Origin of the sequence: Streptomyces sp. NBC_01260 (genome assembly GCF_036226405.1) — a bacterium.
Lineage (GTDB): Bacteria > Actinomycetota > Actinomycetes > Streptomycetales > Streptomycetaceae > Streptomyces > Streptomyces laculatispora.
In genome coordinates, this window is the sequence record NZ_CP108464.1 from 3952419 (window position 1) to 3974614 (window position 22196).

16 protein-coding genes, 2 tRNA genes and 1 pseudogene are annotated in these 22196 nt (G+C 72.3%); 6 read left to right on the plus strand and 13 right to left on the minus strand.

Going from position 1 to position 22196, the window contains the following annotated elements; translation table 11 throughout:
* Positions 1-17: 17 nt before the first annotated feature.
* From OG322_RS17540 to OG322_RS17565, 6 genes are all read right to left on the minus strand, one after another.
* The gene (locus tag OG322_RS17540) at positions 18-2213 is read right to left on the minus strand and encodes an ArnT family glycosyltransferase (RefSeq protein ID WP_329306644.1); all 2196 of its coding nucleotides are present in this window, start codon (positions 2211-2213) and stop codon (positions 18-20) included.
* Positions 2210-3619 (minus strand): bifunctional glycosyltransferase family 2/GtrA family protein, encoded by a 1410-nt coding sequence (locus tag OG322_RS17545; protein WP_329306645.1) that lies wholly within the window; start codon positions 3617-3619, stop codon positions 2210-2212. Before OG322_RS17545 ends, OG322_RS17540 begins: the two co-directional genes overlap by 4 nt.
* A 26-nt stretch (positions 3620-3645) precedes the next feature.
* Entirely contained in the window at positions 3646-5202 is a 1557-nt protein-coding gene (locus tag OG322_RS17550; protein ID WP_329307742.1) for a HAMP domain-containing sensor histidine kinase, read from the minus strand.
* A gap of 46 nt (positions 5203-5248) precedes the next feature.
* Positions 5249-5989 carry a response regulator transcription factor gene (locus OG322_RS17555; protein WP_123460532.1) on the minus strand — a complete coding sequence of 247 codons (741 nt, stop codon included), beginning with the start codon at positions 5987-5989 and terminating at the stop codon, positions 5249-5251.
* 114 nt (positions 5990-6103) lie between these two features.
* Positions 6104-6988: an amidohydrolase family protein gene (locus OG322_RS17560; protein WP_123460531.1), complete on the minus strand. Its 885-nt coding sequence runs from the start codon at positions 6986-6988 to the stop codon at positions 6104-6106.
* 89 nt (positions 6989-7077) lie between these two features.
* Entirely contained in the window at positions 7078-8004 is a 927-nt protein-coding gene (locus tag OG322_RS17565; RefSeq protein WP_123460530.1) for a DUF2797 domain-containing protein, read from the minus strand.
* Positions 8005-8128: 124 nt separating this feature from the next.
* Here OG322_RS17565 and sigJ point away from each other — a divergent pair, with 124 nt between their 5' ends.
* Positions 8129-9076, plus strand: a complete 948-nt coding sequence (gene sigJ / locus OG322_RS17570) for an RNA polymerase sigma factor SigJ (RefSeq protein ID WP_329306646.1) — start codon at positions 8129-8131, stop codon at positions 9074-9076.
* Between the two features lie 92 nt (positions 9077-9168).
* Positions 9169-10377 carry an NAD(P)/FAD-dependent oxidoreductase gene (locus OG322_RS17575; RefSeq protein ID WP_124284556.1) on the plus strand — a complete coding sequence of 403 codons (1209 nt, stop codon included), beginning with the start codon at positions 9169-9171 and terminating at the stop codon, positions 10375-10377.
* 55 nt (positions 10378-10432) lie between these two features.
* On the opposite strand, the gene OG322_RS17580 is transcribed toward OG322_RS17575, so the two are convergent.
* The 3 genes from OG322_RS17580 to OG322_RS17590 form a co-directional block, all read right to left on the minus strand.
* Complete coding sequence (locus OG322_RS17580; RefSeq protein WP_241200076.1) at positions 10433-10573, minus strand: hypothetical protein; 141 nt, start codon at positions 10571-10573, stop codon at positions 10433-10435.
* A 198-nt stretch (positions 10574-10771) separates the two neighbouring features.
* The gene (locus OG322_RS17585) at positions 10772-11947 is read right to left on the minus strand and encodes a cell wall protein (RefSeq protein WP_124284554.1); all 1176 of its coding nucleotides are present in this window, start codon (positions 11945-11947) and stop codon (positions 10772-10774) included.
* A 287-nt stretch (positions 11948-12234) separates the two neighbouring features.
* On the minus strand, positions 12235-12555 hold the full coding sequence (locus tag OG322_RS17590) for a hypothetical protein (protein WP_124284553.1): 321 nt from the start codon (positions 12553-12555) through the stop codon (positions 12235-12237).
* A 191-nt stretch (positions 12556-12746) separates the two neighbouring features.
* Here OG322_RS17590 and OG322_RS17595 point away from each other — a divergent pair, with 191 nt between their 5' ends.
* Both OG322_RS17595 and OG322_RS17600 read left to right on the plus strand, forming a co-directional pair.
* Positions 12747-12977, plus strand: a complete 231-nt coding sequence (locus OG322_RS17595) for a hypothetical protein (RefSeq protein WP_123460524.1) — start codon at positions 12747-12749, stop codon at positions 12975-12977.
* A 171-nt stretch (positions 12978-13148) separates the two neighbouring features.
* A pseudogene (locus OG322_RS17600) lies at positions 13149-13379 on the plus strand (site-specific integrase); the annotation flags it as partial.
* Between the two features lie 88 nt (positions 13380-13467).
* On the opposite strand, the gene OG322_RS17605 reads toward OG322_RS17600, so the two are convergent.
* Positions 13468-13540: transfer RNA gene (locus OG322_RS17605), tRNA-Arg, on the minus strand.
* 230 nt (positions 13541-13770) lie between these two features.
* Positions 13771-13861, minus strand: a tRNA-Ser gene (locus tag OG322_RS17610).
* 224 nt (positions 13862-14085) lie between these two features.
* On the opposite strand from OG322_RS17610, the gene OG322_RS17615 reads away from it, so the two are divergent.
* Both OG322_RS17615 and OG322_RS17620 read left to right on the plus strand, forming a co-directional pair.
* On the plus strand, positions 14086-14547 hold the full coding sequence (locus tag OG322_RS17615) for an SSI family serine proteinase inhibitor (RefSeq protein WP_123460523.1): 462 nt from the start codon (positions 14086-14088) through the stop codon (positions 14545-14547).
* A 212-nt stretch (positions 14548-14759) separates the two neighbouring features.
* Complete coding sequence (locus tag OG322_RS17620; protein ID WP_329306647.1) at positions 14760-19316, plus strand: PAS domain-containing protein; 4557 nt, start codon at positions 14760-14762, stop codon at positions 19314-19316.
* Positions 19317-19400: 84 nt separating this feature from the next.
* Here OG322_RS17620 and OG322_RS17625 read toward each other — a convergent pair whose 3' ends face one another.
* Positions 19401-21050 carry a long-chain fatty acid--CoA ligase gene (locus OG322_RS17625; protein WP_123460521.1) on the minus strand — a complete coding sequence of 550 codons (1650 nt, stop codon included), beginning with the start codon at positions 21048-21050 and terminating at the stop codon, positions 19401-19403.
* 300 nt (positions 21051-21350) lie between these two features.
* Positions 21351-22052, minus strand: coding sequence for a SigE family RNA polymerase sigma factor (locus tag OG322_RS17630; RefSeq protein WP_241200075.1), 702 nt, complete (start codon positions 22050-22052; stop codon positions 21351-21353).
* Between the last annotated feature and the right edge of the window lie 144 nt (positions 22053-22196).

The window sequence follows — 22196 nt, forward strand, 5'->3', positions numbered from 1 at the left end:
GCTGATCTTCGGCCGGGTCAGGTCGGTTGGGTCAGGTCGTAGAACGTGGCGCTGCCCGCCGTGACCTTCTTGAAGTTCGCCTCGACCCAGGTGGAGATCTTCGACGAGGTACCGCTGTTGCCGCCCATGCCGCCACCGCCGCCCTCCCCACTGGAGATGAAGTAGTGGATGCGGCCGTCCTCGACGTACTTCTTGAACTGGGAGAGCGTCGGGGACGGGTCGCTGCCGTTGAAGCCGCCGATCGCCATCACCGGATCGCCGGTGGCGAGCTGGTAACTGGCGGCGTTCTGCGAGCCGATGGCCGCGGCGCTCCAGGTGTAGTCGTCCGCGTTCCTCGCCAGGAGCTTCTTCGCCGCGGTGTCCACGGACGCGCCGTTGAGCAGCCCGCCCATGCCGCCGCCACCACCGCCGCCGCCCCGGAAGCCTTCGCCGGTGCCGGGCATGGCACCCGGCTGCTGCCCCTGCTGCGATGTGCCGGTCCGGCCCTGGCCCTGCTGGCTGCCGGTCGGGGGCTGCCCGCCCTGGCCGCCGGTGGGCGGCCGGCCCATGCCGCCGCCCTGCTGATTGCCCTGCTGCTTGCCCCGGCCCGGAGGCTGCATGCCGCCGCGGCCGCCACCGCCGCCGAATCCGCCCATCCCGCCGGCGGACGGACCGGCCGTGACGATCGAGCCCTGGTGCCCGGTGTTCAGCGTGTTCAGCGTGTAGGCGACCGGTCCGGCCAGCGAGGCGGCGAAGCCCAGCCCCACGGCGGCGAGGGCCAGTTGGCGCCCCAGCCGGGCCGCAAGCAGCAGGCCCGCCGCGCCCACGAGCCCGGCGACGAGTACGGCCTGCCGCAGCCACGGCAGATAGTCCGGGGTCCGGCCGAGCAGCACGTACGACCAGAGTGCCGTCGCGACGACGGTGAGCGCGAGCGCGGCACCCGCCCACCAGCGGGACCGCTCCTCCCAGAGGACCGTGACGCCCATCCCGATCAGCGCCGCGATGTAGGGGACCAGGGCCACCGTGTAGTACTGGTGGAAGATGCCGGCCATGAAGCTGAACACGCCCGCGGTCATCAGCAGCGAGCTGCCCCAGGCGAGGAAGGCCGCCCGGGCCGCGTCCGTCCTCCCCCAGCGCTTAATGCCTGGGAGGTGCCCCCCTGCCCGCCAGGTCAGCCAGACGCCCGCGACGAGCAGGATCAGCGCGGCGGGCAGCAGCCAGGAGATCTGGCTGCCGATCTCGGAGTTGAACATCCGGCCGATGCCGGTCTCGCCCCACTGACCGCCGGACCCGCCGCCGGGGCCGCCCCCGCCGCCGACGCTGCCGGTCTCCTCGCCGTTGATCCGGCCGAGCCCGTTGTAGCCGAAGGTCAGCTCAAGGAACGAGTTGTTCTGCGAGCCGCCGATGTACGGACGTGAGGAGGCGGGCCACAGCTCGACGATCGCCACCCACCAGCCGCCCGCGACGGCCATCGCCAGGGCCGAGAGCCCCAGCTGGCCGAACCGCTTGCGTAGGGAGACGGGTGCGAACACCGCGTACAGCACCGCCAGCGGCGGCAGGATCAGGAACGCCTGAAGGGTCTTGGACAGGAACGCGAGACCCACCGCGACGCCCGCCCACACCAGCCACTTGGTGCGGCCGTGCTCCATCGCGCGCAGCACGCAGTAGACCGTGACGGTCATCAGCAGCGCGAGCAGCGCGTCCGGGTTGTTGAAGCGGAACATCAGCGCGGCGACGGGCGTCAGCGCGAACACCGCCATGGTGATCAGCCCGGCGGCGGCGCTGAAGCGGCGCCGTACGGAGGCGTACAGCACCCCGGCCGTCGCCACGCCCATCAGCACCTGCGGCAGCAGGATCGCCCAGGAGCTGAGGCCGAGGACGCGCACTGACACGGCCATCGGCCACAGGGTCGCCGGGGGCTTGTCGACGGTGATGGCGTTGGCCGAGTCCAGCGAGCCGAAGAAGAAGGCCTTCCAGCTCTGGCTGCCGGCCTGCGCGGCCGCGGAGTAGAAGGAGTTGGCGTAGCCGGAGGCGCTGAGGTTCCACAGGTAGGCCACCGTGATGACCAGCAGCATGCCGAGGAAGGCCGGACGCGCCCAGCCGGGGTCCTCGGGCCGGCCCCGCCACACGCGGTGCGGCAACGACCGGCCGGGACGCCCGTGGTTCACGGTCGCGGCGGCGGGCGGGGGCGCGTCCGGTGGGGAGGTGAGGTGATCGGGACGGAGCGTGGTCATCGGGCGTTCCTCAGGTCGTGGCGGGTGTCATCGGCCGGGACGGGGGCGGGGGCCGGAGCGGGGACGGGGGCAGGGTCCGCGAGCGCGGAGGCCGGAACCGCGGCAGCGCGGTCCGGGCCGTGAGCGAGGCCGTCGCGGTCCGGGCCGTGCTCACGGCCGTCGCGGTCCGGGAAGACCCAGGCGCGGAAGAGCAGGAAGCGCAGCACCGTTGCCGCGAGGTTGGCCGCGATGAGCACGGCGAGCTCGGTGGAGTGCGAGGGCGCTCCGGTCGCCGCCCCCAGCGCGGCCAGCGAACCGCTGGTCAGCGCGAGGCCGATGGCGAACACCACGAGGCCCTGTGCCTGGTGGCGTACGGCTCCGCCCCGGCCGCGCACCCCGAACGTGAGCCTCCGGTTGGCCGACGTATTGGCGACGGCCGACACCAGCAGCGCGCCCCCGTTGGCGATCTGCGGGCCGGCGCCCAGCCGGAACAGCGAGTACAGGGCCAGGTAGAAGAGGGTCGAGAGGGCGCCCACGACGCAGAACCCGACCAGCTGCCGGGCCAGTCCGCCCGGCACCCCGCCGATCCGCCGGTCGCGCGGGTCGTCGCCGAAGGGCCGGGCCAGCCGGTCCAGCGGCAGCGCGCCGACGGCCAGCGCGCGCCCGACCCGCCAGACGCCCAACAGGTCGTCGGTGGCGGTCCGCACGATGTGGACCGTCGAGTCGGGGTCGTCGACCCAGTCGACCGGCACCTCGTGGATGCGCAGCCCGGCCCGCTCGGCGAGCACCAGCAGCTCGGTGTCGAAGAACCAGCCGGTGTCCTCGACCATCGGCAGCAGCCGTTGCGCGACATCACGGCGGATCGCCTTGAACCCGCACTGCGCATCGCTGAACCGGGCGGCCAGCGACGAGCGCAGGATGATGTTGTACGCCCGCGAGATGAACTCCCGCTTCGTCCCCCGCACCACCCGCGAACTGCGGGCGAGACGCGAGCCGATGGCCAGGTCGGAGTGGCCGGAGATCAGCGGGGCGACCAGCGGGAGCAGCGCGTTCAGATCGGTGGAGAGATCCACGTCCATGTACGCGAGGACCGGGGCGTCCGAGTGCGACCAGACCGTGCGCAGCGCCCGTCCCCGGCCCTTCTCCTCCAGCCGGAAGGACCGCACCCGGGGAAGCGCCGCCGCGAGCCGCCGCGCCACCTGCGCGGTCCGGTCGGTGCTCGCGTTGTCCGCGACCGTGATCCTGAAGTCGTACGGGAAGGTACGCGCCAGATGGTCGTGCAGCCGCAGCACACACGGTTCGAGGTCCTTCTCCTCGTTGTAGACGGGTACCACCACATCGAGTACGGGGGCACCTGCCACATCGCCCGCGCCGGCCAGGAGGTGTTCCCGGGCCGGCAGGGTGCCCCAAGGAGTGTCGGTTCGCATGACATCGACACTCGCCAACCGCGCTGTCACACCCGTGTGCTGAGCCTGTGGCCCCCCTGTGAGTGCTCCGGGCCGTCCCCGCACCCCGGGTCCGCCGGCAGATGGACGGCGAACACCGTGTCCCCCGGCACCGAACGCACCTCGGCGAGCCCGCCGTGCGCGGCGGTGACGGCCTGCACGATGGCGAGACCGAGCCCCGTCGACCCGGCGTGCCGGGAGCGCGAGGCGTCCCCGCGCGCGAACCGTTCGAAGACGTGCGGCAGCAGCTCCGGCGGGATGCCGGGCCCGTTGTCCTGGACCTCCAGGGTGACCCACGGATACCCGGCCCCCGCGCGCACCCGGGCCGTGACCGTGGTCCCGGGCGGGGTGTGCGTACGGGCGTTGGCCAGCAGGTTGACCAGCACCTGCTGGATCCTGGTCGGATCGGCCCGTACGGTCGCGGGCACCTCGGGCAGTTCAAGGCGCCAGTGGTGCGTGGGTCCGGGCCCGTCCGGGGAGGCCGTCCGGCCCGCGACGCGGGCGTCGCTCACCGCGTCTATGACGAGCGGTGACAGATCGGTGCTCTCGTACGAGAGCGGCCGTCCGGCATCCAGCCTGGCGAGCAGCAGCAGATCCTCCACCATGCCCGTCATGCGTTCGGCCTCCGACTCGATCCGCCCCAGCGCGTGCCGGGTGTCGGGGCCGGTGCTCTCCCGGCCGCGCCGGGTCAGTTCGGCGTATCCGCGGATCGAGGCGAGCGGGGTGCGCAGCTCGTGGCTGGCGTCGGCGACGAACTGCCGGACCCGCATCTCGCTCTTCTGCCGCGCGTCCAGGGCCGAACCGACGTGGCCCAGCATCCGGTTGAGGGCCGCGCCGACCTGGCCGACCTCGGTCCGCGGATCGGCCTCCGCCCCGGGAACCCGTTCGAAGAGGGCGACCTCGCCGCTGTGCAGCGGTATTTCGGAGACGCGCGTCGCGGTGGCGGCCACCCGGCGCAGCGGCCGCAGGGCGACCGTGACCATGGCGGCGCCCGCGATCCCGGCGGCGATGAGCCCGGCCCCGGTCACACAGACCTCGACGAGGATCAGGGTGCTGAGGGCCTTGCTCACCTCGGCGGTGGGAATGCCGACGAGGACGGTCGTGCCGTCGCTCATGGGGACGGCCTCCACCCGGTAGCCGCCGAGTCCGGGCATCTCGACGTCGTACGCGTTGCGGTCCGCGCGGACTCCGGCCGCCTCCAGGACATCCTGCTGGGCCCCGGTCAGCGGCTCGTTGCTCGGCTGCACGCCGGGCCCGCCGTCCTTCACGACCACCGAATCGGTGACCGCGCCGTCCGCGAGGACGGCGCCGAACGTATTGAGGGGCTGGCCTCCCCCGCCGATGAATCCGAGCGGTTCCTTGCCCTTGAGCCCACCGGGTACGGGCGCACCCGGCATCCGCTCGGCCCGGACGGCGATGTCGCGCAGCTGGTCGTCGAGCTTGCCGTACATATAGCTGTGGAAGGCGATGGCGGTGACCGAGCCGATCACGGCCGCGACGACCGCGATCAGCGTCACCGCGGAGACGACGAGCCGGGTCCGCAGCGTCCACGGCCCCTTCCGCAACCTCACCAGCCGTTTCACCGGGCTGCTCGCGGGGCTGCTCTCCCTCCTACTCACCGGGCTTGATGAGATATCCCGCCCCGCGCCGGGTGTGGATCATCGGCGTCCGGCCGGCGTCGATCTTCTTGCGCAGGTACGAGATGTAGAGCTCGACCACGTTGGCCTGGCCGCCGAAGTCGTAGTTCCAGACCCGGTCCAGGATCTGCGCCTTGCTCAGCACCCGGCGCGGATTGCGCATCAGGAAGCGCAGCAGCTCGAACTCGGTCGCGGTGAGGTGGATGTTGGCACCGCCCCGGCTCACCTCGTGGCTGTCCTCGTCCAGCGTCAGGTCGCCGACGGCGAGCATCGACTCGCTGCGCACCGCCGCCGTACCGGAGCGCCGGATCAGCCCGCGCAGCCGGGCCACGACCTCCTCCAGGCTGAACGGCTTCGTGACGTAGTCGTCGCCGCCCGCCGTGAGCCCGGCGATCCGGTCCTCGACGGAATCCCGCGCGGTCAGGAACAGCACCGGTACGTCGGAGAGCTCCCGGCGCAGCCTGCCGAGGACGGCGAGCCCGTCCATGTCGGGCAGCATCACATCGAGGACCACCGCGTCGGGCCGGAAGTCACGGGCGGTACGGACGGCACCGGCGCCGTCCCCGGCGCTGCGCACCTCCCAGCCCTCGTAACGCAGCGCCATGGAGAGCAGCTCGGCCAGCGGGGCCTCGTCGTCCACGACCAGGACCCGGACGGGGCTGCGGTCCGGCCTGAGCAGTTCGGTACGCCCCTGGGGCGAGGTCGTCGTCGTCATGCCCCAACCCTGTGAGACGCCTCTGAGAGAGTTCTTTCCCGATTCTGTGAATTCCCTGAGAAAGGCACGGGAGGAGGGACCGCCCTGGGCCCGGCGGCCCCGGCCCTCACCGCGTCAGCAGTCGAACAACGCCTTCGCGTTGTCGTGGCAGACCGCCCGCAGCCAGTCGTCCCCGAGCTCCAGCCGCTCCAGGGCGTGCAGTTGATGGGCGTACGGATACGGGATGTTCGGGAAGTCCGTCCCCAGCAGGATCCGGTCCCCGAGCGCCGCGAGCCGCCCCCGCTCCGCCACCGGGAAGGGGGTGAAGTCCTCCGTGAAGTCGGTGAACACCATCGTCGTGTCGAGCCGCACCTCCGGGTACGCCTCCGCGAGCGCCAGGAACTCCGTGTACTCCGGCATCCCCATGTGCGCCACGATCAGCCGCAGCCGGGGATGCCTGGCGAGCAGCCGGCCGACCGGTTGTGGCCCGGTGTGCTTCCCGGGCGCGGGCCCGGACCCGCAGTGCATCACGACCGGGACCCCGGCCTCGGCGAGCAGCCCCCACACGGGTTCCAGCAGCGGATCGTTCGGGTCGTACGCCCCGACCTGCAGATGCGACTTGAAGACCCGCGCCCCGGCCCCGACCGCCTCCGCCACGTACCGCTCCACGCCCTCCTCGGGGAAGAAGGTGGCGGTGTGCAGACAGTCGGGCACCCGGTCCGCGAACCCGGCCGCCCAGCCGTTCAGCCAGGCCGCCATGCCCGCCTTGTGCGGGTAGAGCATCGAGGTGAACCGGAGCACACCGAACGAACGGAGCAGCGCGAGCCGTTCGTCCTCGTCGTGCCGGTAGGCGATCGGCCACTCCATCCCGGTCAGCGGACCGGCTGAGTCGAAGTAGGCCCAGACCTTGCGCAGCACCTGCTCCGGCATGAAGTGGGTATGGACGTCGATGAGCCCCGGCAGCCCGAGCCGTTCCCAGAACCGCACCACTCCATCGCGGCCTGCAAGGTCATCACTCATCCGGCACCCTCTCCCATCCATCCGACCGCCGCTCGCCCGACCGCCCGATCGTTCGCCCGTTCGCCCGTTCGCCCGTTCGCCCGACGATCTCAGAACAGCCCGTCCTGCGACACGCCGCCCCCGACGCCGACGGTCGGCACGCTCACCCCGGCCTCCGGGCCGGCCGCCGCCAGCGCCCAGCCGGTCATCAGCCGGGTGTCCACCACGACGACGCCGTCCGCACCGGTCTCCAGATGCAGATCCGGCCCGGCCGCCGCGACCAGCCGCCCCGCGACGGCGCCCCCGTCCACCAGCCCGGTCACCGCCCGCACCGCACCGCCCTGCCCGCCAACCCCACCGATCCCCCCCACCTCACCGGCCCTGCCGGCCTCACCGATCCCGAAGATCCCCGCGTGGTCGACTGCCTCGAACGGCAGCCGCTCCAGCGCCTCGGGCCAGCCGCCCCCGTCGAGCGCCACCGCCCGCCCGTACAGCTCCGCCACCTCACCGGACCGCCCGGCCGCCCCGGGGAGCTCCGTCCGCACCGCCCGCTTTCGCGCGTACGGAATCCGGTCCGGCACCCCGAGCGCGGCCCGGAGCAACTCCTCGGCCCGGCGCGCCGCCATCAACGGCCCCCGCCCCAGCCAGCTGAAGACCACCGCCCCCTGCTCCCGCAGCCGGGCCGCGCCGCGCTGTTCGGCGGTGATCCCCACCTTCACCATCCCGGGCCCGAACCAGGCCAGGTACACGCGGTAGGTACGCGGATCATCGGGAATCGTGTCGGCCGCCACCGAGTGCGCCCGGTCCAGCCGCCCGCACTCCGGACACCTGCCCCCGGTGCTCCGCGCCGCCACCACGGCCCCCACCGGACACGCGTTCCCCCGGGCCCCGGCACAGCCCCGCACCCCCTCGGCCCGGAACCCGAACTCGGTCCCGTACGCCAGCGCGCTCCCCCGGACCGCCCGCCCCTTCCGCCACCCGAGCACGGGACCGCCACGCTCCTCGGGCCACCGGAGCCCGGTGCACTGCCATTCCACGCACGAGCTCCCTTGTTCCGTGGCCAAAAGTACCTACAGCGCCGTCGCCGGCCCGGGGACTTCGCGGACACGGCCCAAGGACTGTCCCGCGATCCCCGGCGGGACAGCCCCTAGAATCCGGGCCATGCCCCTGACCGTGAACGACGTGGCGCGGTTCGAGGCCTCCATGCCCCGCCTGGAGGCCATCGCCTACCGCCTCCTCGGCTCCGCGACCGAGGCCGAGGACGCCGTACAGGACACCTTCCTGCGCTGGCAGGCCGCCGATGTCGACCGTATCGAGGTCCCCGAGGCCTGGCTGACGAAGGCGCTCACCAACCTGTGCCTCAACCAGCTCACCTCGGCCCGCGCCCGGCGAGAGATGTACGTGGGCCAGTGGCTCCCCGAGCCACTGCTCGCCGGAGACCCGATGCTCGGCCCCGCCGACACCGCCGAACAGCGCGAATCGGTCTCGTACGCGGTGCTCGCCCTCATGGAGCGGCTCTCCCCCAACGAGCGGGCGGTGTACGTGCTGCGGGAGGCGTTCGGATACCCGCACCGTGAGATCGCCGGGATCCTCGACCTCACCGAGGCCGCCTGCCAGCAGATCCTGCACCGCGCCAAGAAGCACGTCGCGGAGGGCAGGACCCGCACCGAGATCGACGAGGCGACCGCCCGGCGGATCGTCGGGGAGTTCCTCGCGGCCGCCACCAGCGGCCGGACCGAGCCGCTGGTGCGGCTGCTCACCGAGGACGCCGTCTCCATCGGCGACGGAGGCGGAAAGGTCCCGGCCCGCGCCAAGGCGTTCGAGGGCGCCCTCGCGGTCGCGACGTTCATGCGGGGCCTGTTCAAACCCGGCAAGGCCATGCGCGCCCTGGTCGGCGGCTCCCCCGGGGTCTACGCCACGACCGCCAACGGCGCCCCCGCCATCGTGGCGGTCTTCGAGGGCCGGGTCGTCGGGATCATGTGCCTGGAGATCACCCCCGAGGGCATCGCCGCGATCCTCAACCAGGTCAACCCCGACAAGCTCGAACGCGCGACCCAGCGCTGGGCGGCCGTCGGCGACCACGGGGACCCCCTGTTCAACGCCTTCTAGTCCGATGTGAGGCGCATCACACCCTGCTCCTGTCAGGAAACGGCGGGCTGCCCGGTTCAAGGGGCGAACCCGCGCGAGACAGGAGCAGGGAAATGCAGCACCGAATCATCGTTCTCGGAGCCGGATACACCGGAGCCACCGCCGCCGGGCGCCTCGCCAAGCGCCTGCGCCGCGAAGACGTCACCATCACCCTCGTCAACGCCGAGCCCGACTTCGTCGAGCGGGTCCGGATGCACCAGCTGGCGGTCGGCCAGGACCTCAGGCCCCGGCCCTTCAGCGAGATGTTCGCGGGGACCGGGGTCGAGCTGAAGCTCGCGGAGGTCACCGGCATCGACGTCGGCCGCAAGACGGTCGCCGTCAGGGACGCGAACAGCGCCGAGGAGCAGGAGCTGGCCTACGACAGCCTCGTGTACGCGCTCGGCAGCAGCTGGAACACCCAGGGCGTCCCCGGCACCGCCGAGCACGCCCACGAGATCGCCGGCCGCCCCGGAGCACTCCGGCTGCGCGAGCGCCTGGCCGGCCTGGACGCCGGACAGCCCGTGGTCGTCGTCGGCGGCGGCCTCACCGGCCTGGAGGCCGCGACCGAGATCGCCGAGGCCCGCCCGGACCTCGACGTCGCCCTCGCCGCCCGAGGCGGGCTCGGCGACTGGCTCTCACCCAAGGGCCGCCTGCATCTGCGGAAGGTCTGCGACCGGCTCGGCATCACCGTGCACGAAGACACCGCCGTCACCGGCGTCGACGCCGACCGCGTGGCCGCCTCCGACGGCACGTCCATCCCGGCCGCGGTCACCGTGTGGACCACCGGCTTCGCGGTCCACCCGATCGCGAGGGCCACCGCCCTGGAGGTCACCGGCACGGGCCAGATCGTCGTCGACGGGACCATGCGTTCGGTCTCGCACCCGGACGTGTACGCGGTCGGCGACGCGGCCATGGCGATGGGCCCCGGCGACAAGCCCCTGCGGATGTCGTGCGCCTCGGGCACCCCCGCCGCATGGCAGGCCGCCGACACCATCGCGGCACGCCTGACCGGCGGCAAGCTCCCGGACACCCCGCTCCGCTACTTCAACCAGTGCATCTCGCTGGGCCGCAGGGAAGGCCTCATCCAGTACGTCACCGCGGACGACCGCGCCGTCAGCGCGGCCCTGACCGGGCGGCTCGCCGCCGTCTACAAGGAACTGGTCTGCAAGGGCGCCGCCTGGGGCGTCGCCCACCCGACCCTCGGCCTCCCGGCCAGGCGCCGGCCGGTCGCCCGGCCCGAGCAGCAGCCCCACGAGGCCGCGGTCGCCAACGCCGAGGCCTGACGGGCGCACGCTCCCCGCGCACACGCTGTCGCAGGGAGCGTCGCTCCGACGCGGTTCATTCGCGCCAAACGGCGACCAGGCGCCCCGCCAGAGCCAGTACCAGCGCTGCCGCGAGGAGATACAGGCCAAGACGTTCTTCGGGCACTACCGGTGACCACACCCGCCAGGCCGACGAGCTGTAGCTGTCGGCGTCCATGGAGGATCCGTGCAGGTAAACACCGGAGAGCGTGAGCCCCGTGCTGGTCCGGCTTCGCAACCACAGGAGAGCGCCTATGGCGGCGCAGGTCGCCGCTATCGCGTACAAGGCCGTAGCGCTGCGCGGGGTCTGTCTCTTCACGGGCTCTTCCTCGCCTCTGTCGTCGTGTTGTACGGATCCTCTCGCCGCCCACACCGATCACCTGAGGGCAGAGTCGTGCCGAGCGCCGGTACGCCTACGGCGCACCCCGGTGAACTCGTACAACAGCACGTCATCCACGAGCCGGTTCGTGTACAGCCGACGGGTGTCACGCTCCCCAAGGTTCTCCAGGGCGGCAAGCACCAGACCCGGGTCCGTCGCGGCAGCCGACCGTAACTGGACGACCTCCCCACGGGTCAGCCCTTCGATGCCGTACGACGGGCCGTCGGCACCCACCACGGCCCCCGCCTCCCGCGCATCGGTCACGGAGCGGCGGAACGCCTCGGGCGGGTCCGTACGCCCATGCCCCACGGGCTCCCCTTCCCGCGCCAGAGCGGCGGTGATCCAGGCCGCCGGGCGGACCGGCCGCCATCCGGCAGCCAGGCCGCAGAGCTCGGCCGCGATGTCGCGCGCGTCGAGGCCCCGGTCGATGAGCGGGCGCAGCGCGTACGCGAGACGGCGCAGCCCCTCGTGCTGGGTCCATCCTACGAGCGGCCGCACCTGCCGGGCGGTGGCGATGTCCCGGGCCACCTGAAGCGGGGACCGCCGCGCCGGACGGCCGGATGTCGCGCGCCTGCGCGAGGTGTAGTTCAACTTCCCACTCACATCAGCTCTGCGTACGTCGTGGTGGGGCCCGGAAGAATGGGGCGCACGCCCGCCTGAACTGCGTTTTCCCACAGACGGGTTGTCCAGAGCCCCGGTTCTCGCCCGCCCGGCCTCGACCGCACGGTCCCGGCCCGCGTCCGTCACCCCGCACACCCGCGCCCCGTAGCCGGCGCCCTCCAGACGGTGGCCCATCGCCGCGTCGTACACGGCCGGGATCGTCGCCGCGTAGACCGTCGCCGTGCCCGCGTACCGGCGGCCGGGCAGACGCAGGTTCCGCTTCGTCCCGTGCCGCCGCCACACCAGCGCACCCAACTCCCGTAACACCCGGACGTGCCGCTTCACCGTCGCCACCGACACCCCGCACCGGGCAGCCGTACCCTCCAGGTCGTACAGGACGAACCCGAGCCGGTAGTCCATCCGCCCGGCCAGATCCCGCGCGACGACCAGCGTCGTCGCCCCTGCCCGGCGGTGCAGACCCGCCTCGACGAGCCACATCACCGCCCGCAGCCACGCACGCGGCCGGGCGCTCCGGGAAGCCGTCGCATCGAGCTCCTGAAGGAGGCGAGGCACGGGGGTCCATGCCGGATCCGGGCATGACGGAGAAGCGCAGCACGAAGCCGCGCCGGTGGGATGGCGCATCACAGTCCGTGGGGTGAGGAGCGGCCGGTGGGGCCGCTGAATTCAAAGGGGGGGCGGAGCCGTTCCGGACGACGGCTCAGGGCATGGGAGTGGTCACCACGCCGGTACCGGCCCTACGATCGAACGCGAATCCTTCTCTTCAGGGTGGATTTCGGATCGGCGGGCTGATCACCCGCTGGTCACTACGGCCGGGCGGTCTCTACACCGCTCGGCCGTTCTCATCCAGCGGCAGGCCCTTGTGCTTCCCGGTCGGCCCGACGCCGTTGCGCTCCGCTCTGACCCTTGCCGATCTGCTGGGCACGGGCCGCAGAAATGCCTCCCAGGAGCTGCCCGATGTCCTTCCATGTCCTGCCTTGTTCCTTCAGGGCGTTGACACGCTGCTGCCGAAGTTGCCGAAGCTTCGTCTGGTAGCTGGGCCACTCCTCCAACGCCCGCGACACGGCCAAGGCGCAAGCCTCGTCGTCCTCGATGTCCCTGAATGCCGCGATGGCTTCCACCAGGCGTTTCACCTCCTGGATCTGCTCAGGGTCATTCACCATCCCCGCGCTCCCTCCTGCGGCGCGGCCAGCACGACTGTAAACCCCGGGCTTGACGCAATCAACCCCGGGGTTTAACTTCGTTCTCGCGAGGCCGACCAACGGTCCCGTAGCAACAGAACGGCCCCGGCCCGGAGTTCGCACCTCCGCTCGGCCGGGGCCAGTCAGAACCTGAGATCACCAGGAGACCGACCATGCGCCATCCTTCCACCCCGGTACCCCCACCCGACAGGCGGCTCGTCACGCTGCCTCCGGTCGTGGCGCTGTCCTCCCAGCAGCAACGGGGCGTGCACTGCGTCTTCTGCGGTACGGCCCTGCACACCGGGGCGGTCCGCGACCTCGGCCCGCGACTGACCAAGGCGCACGGATCGGTGGTCCGCTGGTTCCCGCGCAGCTGCCGGTCGTGCTGGGAGGCACAGCGATGACGTGCGACCGCTGCGGCCGGCCAATCGCCGCTGGAGACGAGGAACGCGTAATGATCCACGGCGCGTCAGGGGCGGGCGGCACGATCACCGTGCACGCGGCGTACTGCCTCCCACCACGGTCCCGCCCGGCTCCCGCCCATCGCGTTTAGGGCACGGCATACGGCCCTGGGCCTCACCCAAATGTTCGCGCTCCGAGCCGGCCTGCGGGTCATCCCGCTGCGGAACACCCGGCACACATGCAGTTCGCTGCTGGTCGCGCTCAAAGTGCATCCGAAGATCGCGCAGCGCATCGTTCGGCACTCACAGATCGCCATGACGAGGGAGGTCTACGCCGAAGCGAGCGAGGAAGAAGTACGCGATGCGATCGGCAGGCTGTCCGGCGCCATGGGCGGTACCGGCTGACAGCGATGGGCACGGTTGCTGTACTTCGCTGCCGCACGGGCAACGCGAGAGGCCCCCAGGATTTCTCCTGGGGGCCTCTCGCCTGCTGTGCACTCGGCAGGATTCGAACCTGCAACCTTCTGATCCGTAGTCAGATGCTCTATCCGTTAAGCTACGAGTGCTTGTGCGTTCCGGGCTTTTTTCTGCCCCGTCGGCGTTGCGAGAACAACATTACATGACCTGCGCCGTGACGCGAAATCCATTAGCCGCACTACTGCTGAGCTGCGAGATCACCGGTTCGAGACACCCCCCGATCGGCCCAGTCCCGACCCTGTTCCAGCCCCGCCCAGCCCCACCCCGACGCACGAACGACCGAAGCCCCGGCCAGTGGCACGGGGCTTCGGTGATCAAGCGGAGGCGGAGGGATTTGAACCCTCGATGGGCTTTAAAACCCAAACCGCATTAGCAGTGCGGCGCCATAGACCGGACTAGGCGACGCCTCCAGCACACCCCGCGCAAGCGCGGGTGGTGCGTGCAGATGATGACACAGCTGAGCACTGCGTCACCAATCGCCGCCTACGTTACTAGGCAGCCGGCCGCTAGGGCAAAGCGTCTGCGTTGCGCAACGCCGTGGCGTGCGAAGCGTTAGTCATGCGGGGGCGCCGCCCCCGCCGTTCCCCTCCGTCGCCGGCCACTGCCGCCGACGTGCACGAGCACAGGAGCCCGCATGCTGCGTCGCCTCGCCCTCACCGCTGTCGTGTCCCTTGCCGCACTGTCCGCCGCCGCCCCCGCCGCGACGGCTTCGGCCGGTCCGCTGCCGCGGCCGTTGCTGCCGCTGCCCCTCCTCCAGGGCGACGACGGCCGGACGCATCTGACCGTGGTCGTCTCGGGATCGGGGGACCCGGCGGCGGACGGCAGCTACGAGCTGGAGTGCGATCCGGCGGGCGGCAGCCACCCCGCGGCGCGGCAGGCCTGCGACCGGCTGGCGCAGCTGCCGGGCGAGAGCGCGGACCCGTTCGCCCCGGTTTCCCCGGACGCGATGTGCACGCAGCAGTACGGCGGGCCGGCCACCGCCCGGGTCACCGGTAGCTGGCGGGGGCGAAGCATCGATGCCGCGTTCGACCGGACCAACGGGTGCGAGATCGGGCGCTGGAACAGCCTGCGCCCGGTGCTCCCGAACGTCCGCTGAGCAGCGGCTGCGCAGGGCGCGGGAGGGCGCACGGGGCGCGTAATGGGCCAGAGCCGTACACCGTATGCACAGAACCTTGGTGAGAGCTCCCCCTCATCCGCCGCCCCTTGCCCCTCCCCTGCCTTTAGACTCCTCCAGTGACAGCCTGAGGCCCGAGGGGCAAGATGGGGCCGCTGTCGGCAAGGTGCAGTAATCAGGGAGGAAGCGTCGTCGTGAGCAGCAGGCCATCCCGAGGCGCTGCTCGCCTCGCAGCCATACTCGACGCCCTTCCGGACGGGCTTCTGCTCGTCAACTGCAACGGTACGGTCGTCAACGCCAACACCATCGCCCTCGAAATGTTCGAGACGCCGGGCACCGCGCTCGTCGGACGCGGACTGCTCGATCTGCTTCCGGAGTTCGACTCCAAGCTGATCCCGGGGTCGATGCGGAGGCCGGAGGCTGCGGACGAGCGGGGCCGTACCAAGCCCACGCGGATGACCGCGCGGCGGACCGACGGCAACGAGTACCCCGTCGAGGTGACGAGCGCCAGCCTGGAGGACGGGCAGGCCGCGTACAACGACGTCCAGGTGAGTTACAGCGGCACTTATACGGGTGACGAGCTGCTGATGCTCGTCGTGCGCGACCTGTCGGGCACCGTCGACACCGAGGCCGAGCTGGCCCGCTCGCAGCGCCAGACCGAGATGATCCTGCGGGCCGCCTCCGAGGGTGTCGTCGGCACGGACACGGACGGCCGGGTCGTCCTGGTCAACCCCGCCGCCGCGCAGATCCTCGGCTTCCGCGCCACCGACCTGGGCGGCCAGGAGCTGCATCCGCTGATCCTGCACTCGCGGGCCGAGGGCGAGCCGTTCCCGTACGAGGAATCGCCGCTGGCCGACACCCTCAAGTCGGGGCGCAAGCACCGGGTGCGCGGGCAGGTCCTGTGGTCCAAGAGCGGCGCGCAGGTGCCGGTCGACCTGACCACGGCACCCGTGCGGGACGGCGACCAGCTGGTCGGCGCGGTGATGACGTTCACCGACCGCAGGCCGTACGAGGAACTCGGCGAGCAGCACTCGGCCGAGATCACCGAACTGACCGCGAACCACACCGGCGCAGTCACCGAACTGACCGCGAATCACACCGCCGAGATCACCCGGCTGACGGAGCTGCACGCCGCGGAACTGGCCGACCGGGCCGAGCGGTACGCCTCCGCGCTGGAGGAGCAGGCCGACCGGATGGAGGAACAGGCCGGGCAGCTGGCGGACCTGTCCGCCCGTCACACCCAGCTGACCGCCGTGCTCGGCGAGTCGCTGCGCGGACCGCTGGAGGAGCTGCGCGGCGAGCTGTCCACGCTCGCCGCCGACCCCGCGGGCCAGCTGTGGCCCGAGGCCAACCAGATCCTGCATCACCTGGCCGCGGGCTACGCACGGATGACGACGCTCGTCGACAACGTGCTGAGCTACCAGCGCCTGGACGGCGGCTCCGAAGCGCTCGTCAAGACGAACGTGCTGCTCGACGGCGTGGTGACGGCCGGTATCGACGCCGCGGTCGAGCTGATCGGCCCCGGCCGCGCCCAGTTCGCGGTGCACGCGCCGCCGATCGAGGCCGAGGTCGACGCGGGGCGGCTGGTGACCGCGCTCGCGCACCTCGTCGCGGACGTCGCCGGGGTCGACTCGACCGGCAAGGCACGGCTGGTGCCGGGCGGTGGCTACGTCGACTCGACGGTCGTCGTCGCCGCCGCACAGCGCGGTGAGGTCGTACGGATCGAGGTGCGCGGACCGTTCGCCGGGGGAGACCCGGTGCACGAGCCGATCGTGCGCGGGATCGTGCGGGCGCACGGCGGCGTGCTCCAGACACACGAGATGCCGGGCATGAGCGGCAGCGCGTACGTGCTCGAAGTACCGCTGGGCGCGGGCTCGGGGACAGCGGTGCCTCCGATGGCCCCGGAGGTTCCGGGGAGCCCGGGAGGTATGGAGGTTCCGGGGAGCCCGGGAGGTATGGAGGTTCCGGGGAGCCCGGGAGGTATGGAGGTTCCGGGGACTCCGACGGCTCCCGGGGCTGCGGAGGCCCCCATGGCTCCGGAGGGGCCGATGGCTCCCGGGGCTCCGATGGCTCTGGAAGTCCCTCAGGATCCTCAGGTTTCTCAGGCACCTCAGGTTTCTCAGGCACCTCAGGTTCCTCAGGTTTCTCAGGCGATTGAGGTGGCTCCAGGGGCCGCGGGTGGTCATGAGGGCGGCGGGGGGCGGCGCCGGGGGCGCAGGGCCTCCACGGATGCCTTCCTGGAGAGCCCGGTGGGCGGTTCCGAGGGCGCGGGCGAGCCCGGGGCGGCGGCCGGGGACACCGGGGCCGGCGAACCGACCGGGCGGCGGCGGGCCCGGCGCAGGCCTGCGGCCGGAACCGCGGACGAGTCCGTGGGCCCGTCCGCGTCCGCGGCTGCCGTCGAGCACGACGGGCCGAACCCGCACGAACAGATTCCGGCCGGGCAGCGCGGGGGTTCCGGGCGCAGGCGCGGCCGGCCCAGCCCGGCGGAGACCGGCGCCCAGGTCGCCGACGGACAGCAGGGACCGGGGCAGGCCCTGGCGCTGCCCGCTGCCGCTGCCCCGTCCGAGGGGTCCGTGGTGACGGCGGCCGAGGGCGCTCAGGGGGCCGGGGGCCGTCCGCAGCGCGGGCAGACCGTGCCGCCTCAGGGCGTTCCGGCCGAGGCGCCGACGCCGGTACCGGCCGCTGGACACCGGGCGCGCCAGGGTGGGGAGAGCCGGCTGGCCCTTCCTGCCGCCATGCCGTCGGTGAACGCCGTGGAGTCCCAGGGCCCTGCGGCCTTCTCCGATCTCGACGGGGTCGCCCGGCCGCTGGCGTCGGCTCAGGAGGCCCGTCCGGCCGCGCCCGCTCCGGAATCCGCGCCCGTACCCGCGCGGCAGCAGCCGACCGGGCGACGGGCCCGGCGCGCGCTCTCCGTCGCACAGGACCGGGCCGCCCAGGCCGAACCGACGGGCCCTCGGGTCCCCTTCGCCCTGCCGCCCGCCGCCGCCGACCGGCTGCCGCCGAACGCCGCCGACCAGATGCCGCCCGTCGCCGAGGCCGACGCCTCGCTGCCGGGGCGTCACGACGCGGTGTCCGGTCCGCCGGACCTCGACCACACCCCGGCACAGGCACACCCGCTGCCGACCGGACGACGCCGGGCCCGGCACGCGGACGCGCAGGCGGCCCCGCCGCAGCAGCCGCCCGGGGCATCGGGGCTGCCCGAGACGGCTCCCTCCGCTCTGCCCGAGCATGGCGCCCCGTCCGCACCCGCTGCCCCGTCCACGCAGCCGGCACCGGCCGCAGCGCAGGACGGTGGCTGGGAACAGGACAATGGCTGGGAGCAGGACGGCGGCTGGGAGCAGGACGGCGTACCGGGCCAGGGCCGGATCCAGGGTCCGGCTGCGGCGGCCGGGGCTCCCGGGGAGCAGCCCGACGGCGACTCGGAGTGGCCCGGGGCGGGCCGCACCACGCACACCACCGGCACGACCCCGGCCGGCAACGCCCGCGGCCCCGCAGACCCCGACGGTCCCACCGGATCCGACGAGTCCCGTCCGCGGACCCTCGTGCCCGGACCGGACGCACGGAGGCAGCCGCTGCCCGCCGAGGCGCCCATGCCCGGTGAGTCCTCGGACTCGACGCACGGGCGCGCGTTCAGCGTGCGGACGCTCGGGCAGGGCGTGCCGTTCGCCCAGCACATCACGCACCAGCAGAACCAGACACTCGGCGGCGCCGGCCGGCGCCGCAAGCTCGCCGCACCACCCGAGAGCGACCCGGCCGACCAGGCCGCCCTTCCGGCGCCCGCTGCCGCGGCACCGCAGCCGGCGAACCCGCAGCCCGGTGCCGGCGGCCCCGGCCCCGGCGGCACAAGCGGCACGGTGCAGGGCTCGGGCTCCGGGCCGCTGCTGCCCGCTCCGGCGGCCGAAGGACGCGCGTACGCCATTGGGGCACCCGACGAGGGGGCCGCCGAGGGACCGGAGCCGCTGGACGGCCCCGGTGGCGCGGTCGAGGTCGCCAACCGCCCCTCCCCGCAGCCCGCGGACGACGAACTGCCCCCGGAGCCGCTGGACAACCCGCGCCGGCTGCTCGTCTGGCCGGCGCCCGATGTCTCCACCCAGCAGGCGTTGAGCGACCGCGGCTACCGGCCGGTGATCGTGCACTCGCGCGAGGAGGTCGACGCGCAGATCGCGGCGTTCCCCGCCGCGCTCTTCGTGGACCCGCTGACCGGTCCCATCACCCGCAAGGCACTTCAGTCGCTGCGCCAGGCGGCGGTGGCGGCCGAGGTACCCGTACTGGTGACGGCCGGTCTGGGGCAGGCCTCGCGGGAGGCGGCATACGGCGCCGACCCGGCCGTACTCCTGAAGGCACTCGCCCCGCGCGACAGTGAACAGCACCCGCCCCGGGTCCTCCTGATCGAGGAGCACGAGGACATCGCGCACGCGCTGACGCAGACGCTGGAGCGCCGCGGTATGCAGGTCGCGTGCGCCGCGACCGACAGCGAGGCGGTCTCGCTGGCGACCCGGATGCGGCCGAACCTGGTGGTGATGGACCTGATGCAGGTACGCCGCCGCCGGGCCGGGATCGTCGACTGGCTGCGCGCCAACGGCCAGCTGAACCGCACCCCGCTGGTCGTCTACACCTCGGCCGACATGAGCCAGTCGGACCTGCCGAAGCTGAGTTCGGGCGAGACCGTGCTCTTCCTCGCGGAGCGTTCGACGAGCGACGAGGTGCAGGCACGCATCGTCGACCTGCTCGCGAAGATCGGCACGAACTGACCGGACCGTACAGGACGAGGGCGGTACGGGATCTCTCCCGTACCGCCCTCGTCCTGTACTCGCCGTCGGCCGCCGGTACCCGGCTCAGAGCTGGGTGATGTCCAGCTCGCCCTCCGCGTACTGCTTGCGGATCACCTTCTTGTCGAACTTGCCGACGCTGGTCTTCGGTACGGACACGATGACCGACCAGCGCTCAGGCAGCTGCCACTTGGCAATGCCCTGCTCCGCGAGAAAAGCCCTCAGCGCCTGGTAGTCGGCGCTCGCGCCCTCCTTGAGGACCACGGTCGCCAGCGGACGCTCGCCCCACCTGTCGTCCGGGACGGCCACGACCGCCGCCTCGGCCACATCCGGGTGCCCCATCAGTACGTTTTCGAGCTCGACACTCGAGATCCACTCGCCGCCGGACTTGATGACGTCCTTGGCGCGGTCGGTGAGCGTGAGGAAGCCGTCGTCGCTGATCACCCCGACGTCACCGGTCTTCAGCCAGCCGTCCTCGCTGAACTTGTCCTCGGGCCGCAGCACCTCGCCGTCCGCACCGCCGTAGTACGCACCGGCGATCCAGGAGCCGCGCACCTCCAACTCACCGGCCGACTCGCCGTCCCACGGCAGGTGTTCGCCGCCGGGTCCGACCAGCCGTGCCTCGACACCGGCGGGGAAGCGGCCCTGGGTGATGCGGTAGGGCCACGCCTGCTCCTCGGTCAGTCCGGCGGGCGGGTTGGCCATGGTGCCGAGCGGCGAGGTCTCCGTCATGCCCCAGGCGTGACAGAGGCGGACACCGAGCTTGTCGTACGCCTCCATGAGGGAGGGCGGGCAGGCGGCGCCGCCGATGGTGACGCGCGCCATGGAGGTGAGGTCGCGCGGATTGGCGATGACCTCGGCCAGCAGGCCCTGCCAGATGGTGGGAACGGCGGCGGCGTGGGTCGGCCTCTCCCGCTCGATCATGTCGGCCAGCGGGGCGGGCTGCAGGAAGCGGTCCGGCATCAGCATGTTGACACCGGCCATGAACGTCGCGTGCGGCAGACCCCAGGCGTTGACATGGAACTGGGGGACGACCACCAGGGTGGTGTCCTTGTCGGTCAGGCCCATCGACTCGGACATGTTGACCTGCATGGAGTGCAGGTAGATCGAACGGTGGGAGTAGACGACGCCCTTGGGGTCCCCGGTGGTGCCGGAGGTGTAGCACATGGCGGCGGCCTGGCGTTCGTCCAGCTCGGGCCAGTCATAGCTGGTGGCCCGGCCGGCGATCAGCTCCTCGTAGTCGTGCACCCGGGGCACGGCGCCGTCGAGGACGGAACGGTCACCGGCGCCCGCGACGACCACGTGTTCCAGCGACGTCAGCTGGGGGAGCAGCGGCGCGAGGAGGGGCAGCACGGAGCCGTTGACGATGAGGACCTTGTCGTCGGCGTGCTTGACGATCCAGACCAGCTGTTCGGCGGGGAGCCGGAGGTTGAGGGTGTGGAGCACGGCGCCCATGGACGGGATGGCGAGGTAGGCCTCCACGTGCTCGGCGTTGTTCCACATCAGCGTCGCGACGCGCTGGTCCCCGTCGATCCCGAGTTCGTCACGCAGGGCGTGGGCGAGCTGGGTGGCCCGCCTGCCGATCTCGGCGAAACTGCGCCGCTGCGGCTCGGGCTCTCCGGTCCAGGTCGTGACCTGCGACTTCCCGTGAATGGTCATCCCATGGCTCAGGATGCGGGTGACGGTCAGCGGTACGTCCTGCATGGTGCTGAGCACGGCGTCCTCCCGGTGGGCGCTACGCGGCAGTAAGGTTCCGCTGATTCTGCGCACATACCGAGCGGTATGTCACTAGTCCCGGGCGTACGAATCGGTGCCGTCCGGCAAAATCACACCATCCGTGCGCAATGGCCGCACCCCTCTCGGGCATGTCCATGACCAGGCCCGACGTGGCCTCGCCAGCCAGGTCCACGGCCGGGGACACCGCCAGAACATGACCGTCCGGGACACCGCCGAGGACACGACCGTCCGGGGACATCGGCGGGCCCGGCGCCTCGCTTCCCGGCCGGAGTCGCCGCCTCATCTGACCGGTGCCAGCTCCGGGTCCTGACGCAGCTTGCCGAGCGCCCGGGACACGGCACTCTTGACCGTGCCGACGGACACTCCCAGCACTTCGGCCGTCTGCGCCTCGCTGAGGTCCTCGTAGTAGCGCAGGACGACCATCGCCCGCTGACGGTCGGGGAGTCTCAGCACGGCCCGCCACATGGCGTCGTGCAGCGACTGCTGCTCGGCGGGGTCGGGCCCCGGCACCGTCTCCTGCTCGGGCACCTCGTCGCAGGCGAACTCGTCGACCTTGCGCTTGCGCCACTGCGAGGTCCGGGTGTTCAGCAGAGCCCGGCGGACATAGCCGTCGAGCGCCCGGTGGTCCTCGATGCGCTCCCAGGCCACATACGTCTTGGTGAGAGCGGTCTGCAGCAGGTCCTCGGCGTCGCTGGGATTCGCGGTCAGCGAGCGGGCCGCGCGCAGCAGCACGGGCCCGCGGGCCTTCACGAACGACGTGAACGACGGGTACGGGACGTACGGAGCGCGTGCACCGTACGTCGTGCGCGCGGCGGCCGACGTACGCGGCACCGCGTACGGAGCGACCGAGGCATGCGGTGCACGCGGGGCCGTCGATGTGTGCGGCGGGTGCCCGGCGAGCGGCGCGTGCGGGGTGTGCGGCGTGCGTCCCGCGTTGGCAGCGGCTCCCCTGGAGGTGTCCGTGCAGACTGGCGTGGTCATGCTTCCACGCTAGGAGCGGGCGCCGCCCCGGGGATCGCCCCCAGGTCCCGAAACCGGGTCCGCCTCAGGGTGTAGGTCCGGTCCCCCTTCCACCTCCTCTAGGTGGAGGGCCGTACGGCAGGCCTCAGGGTCGCCCCGGAGACC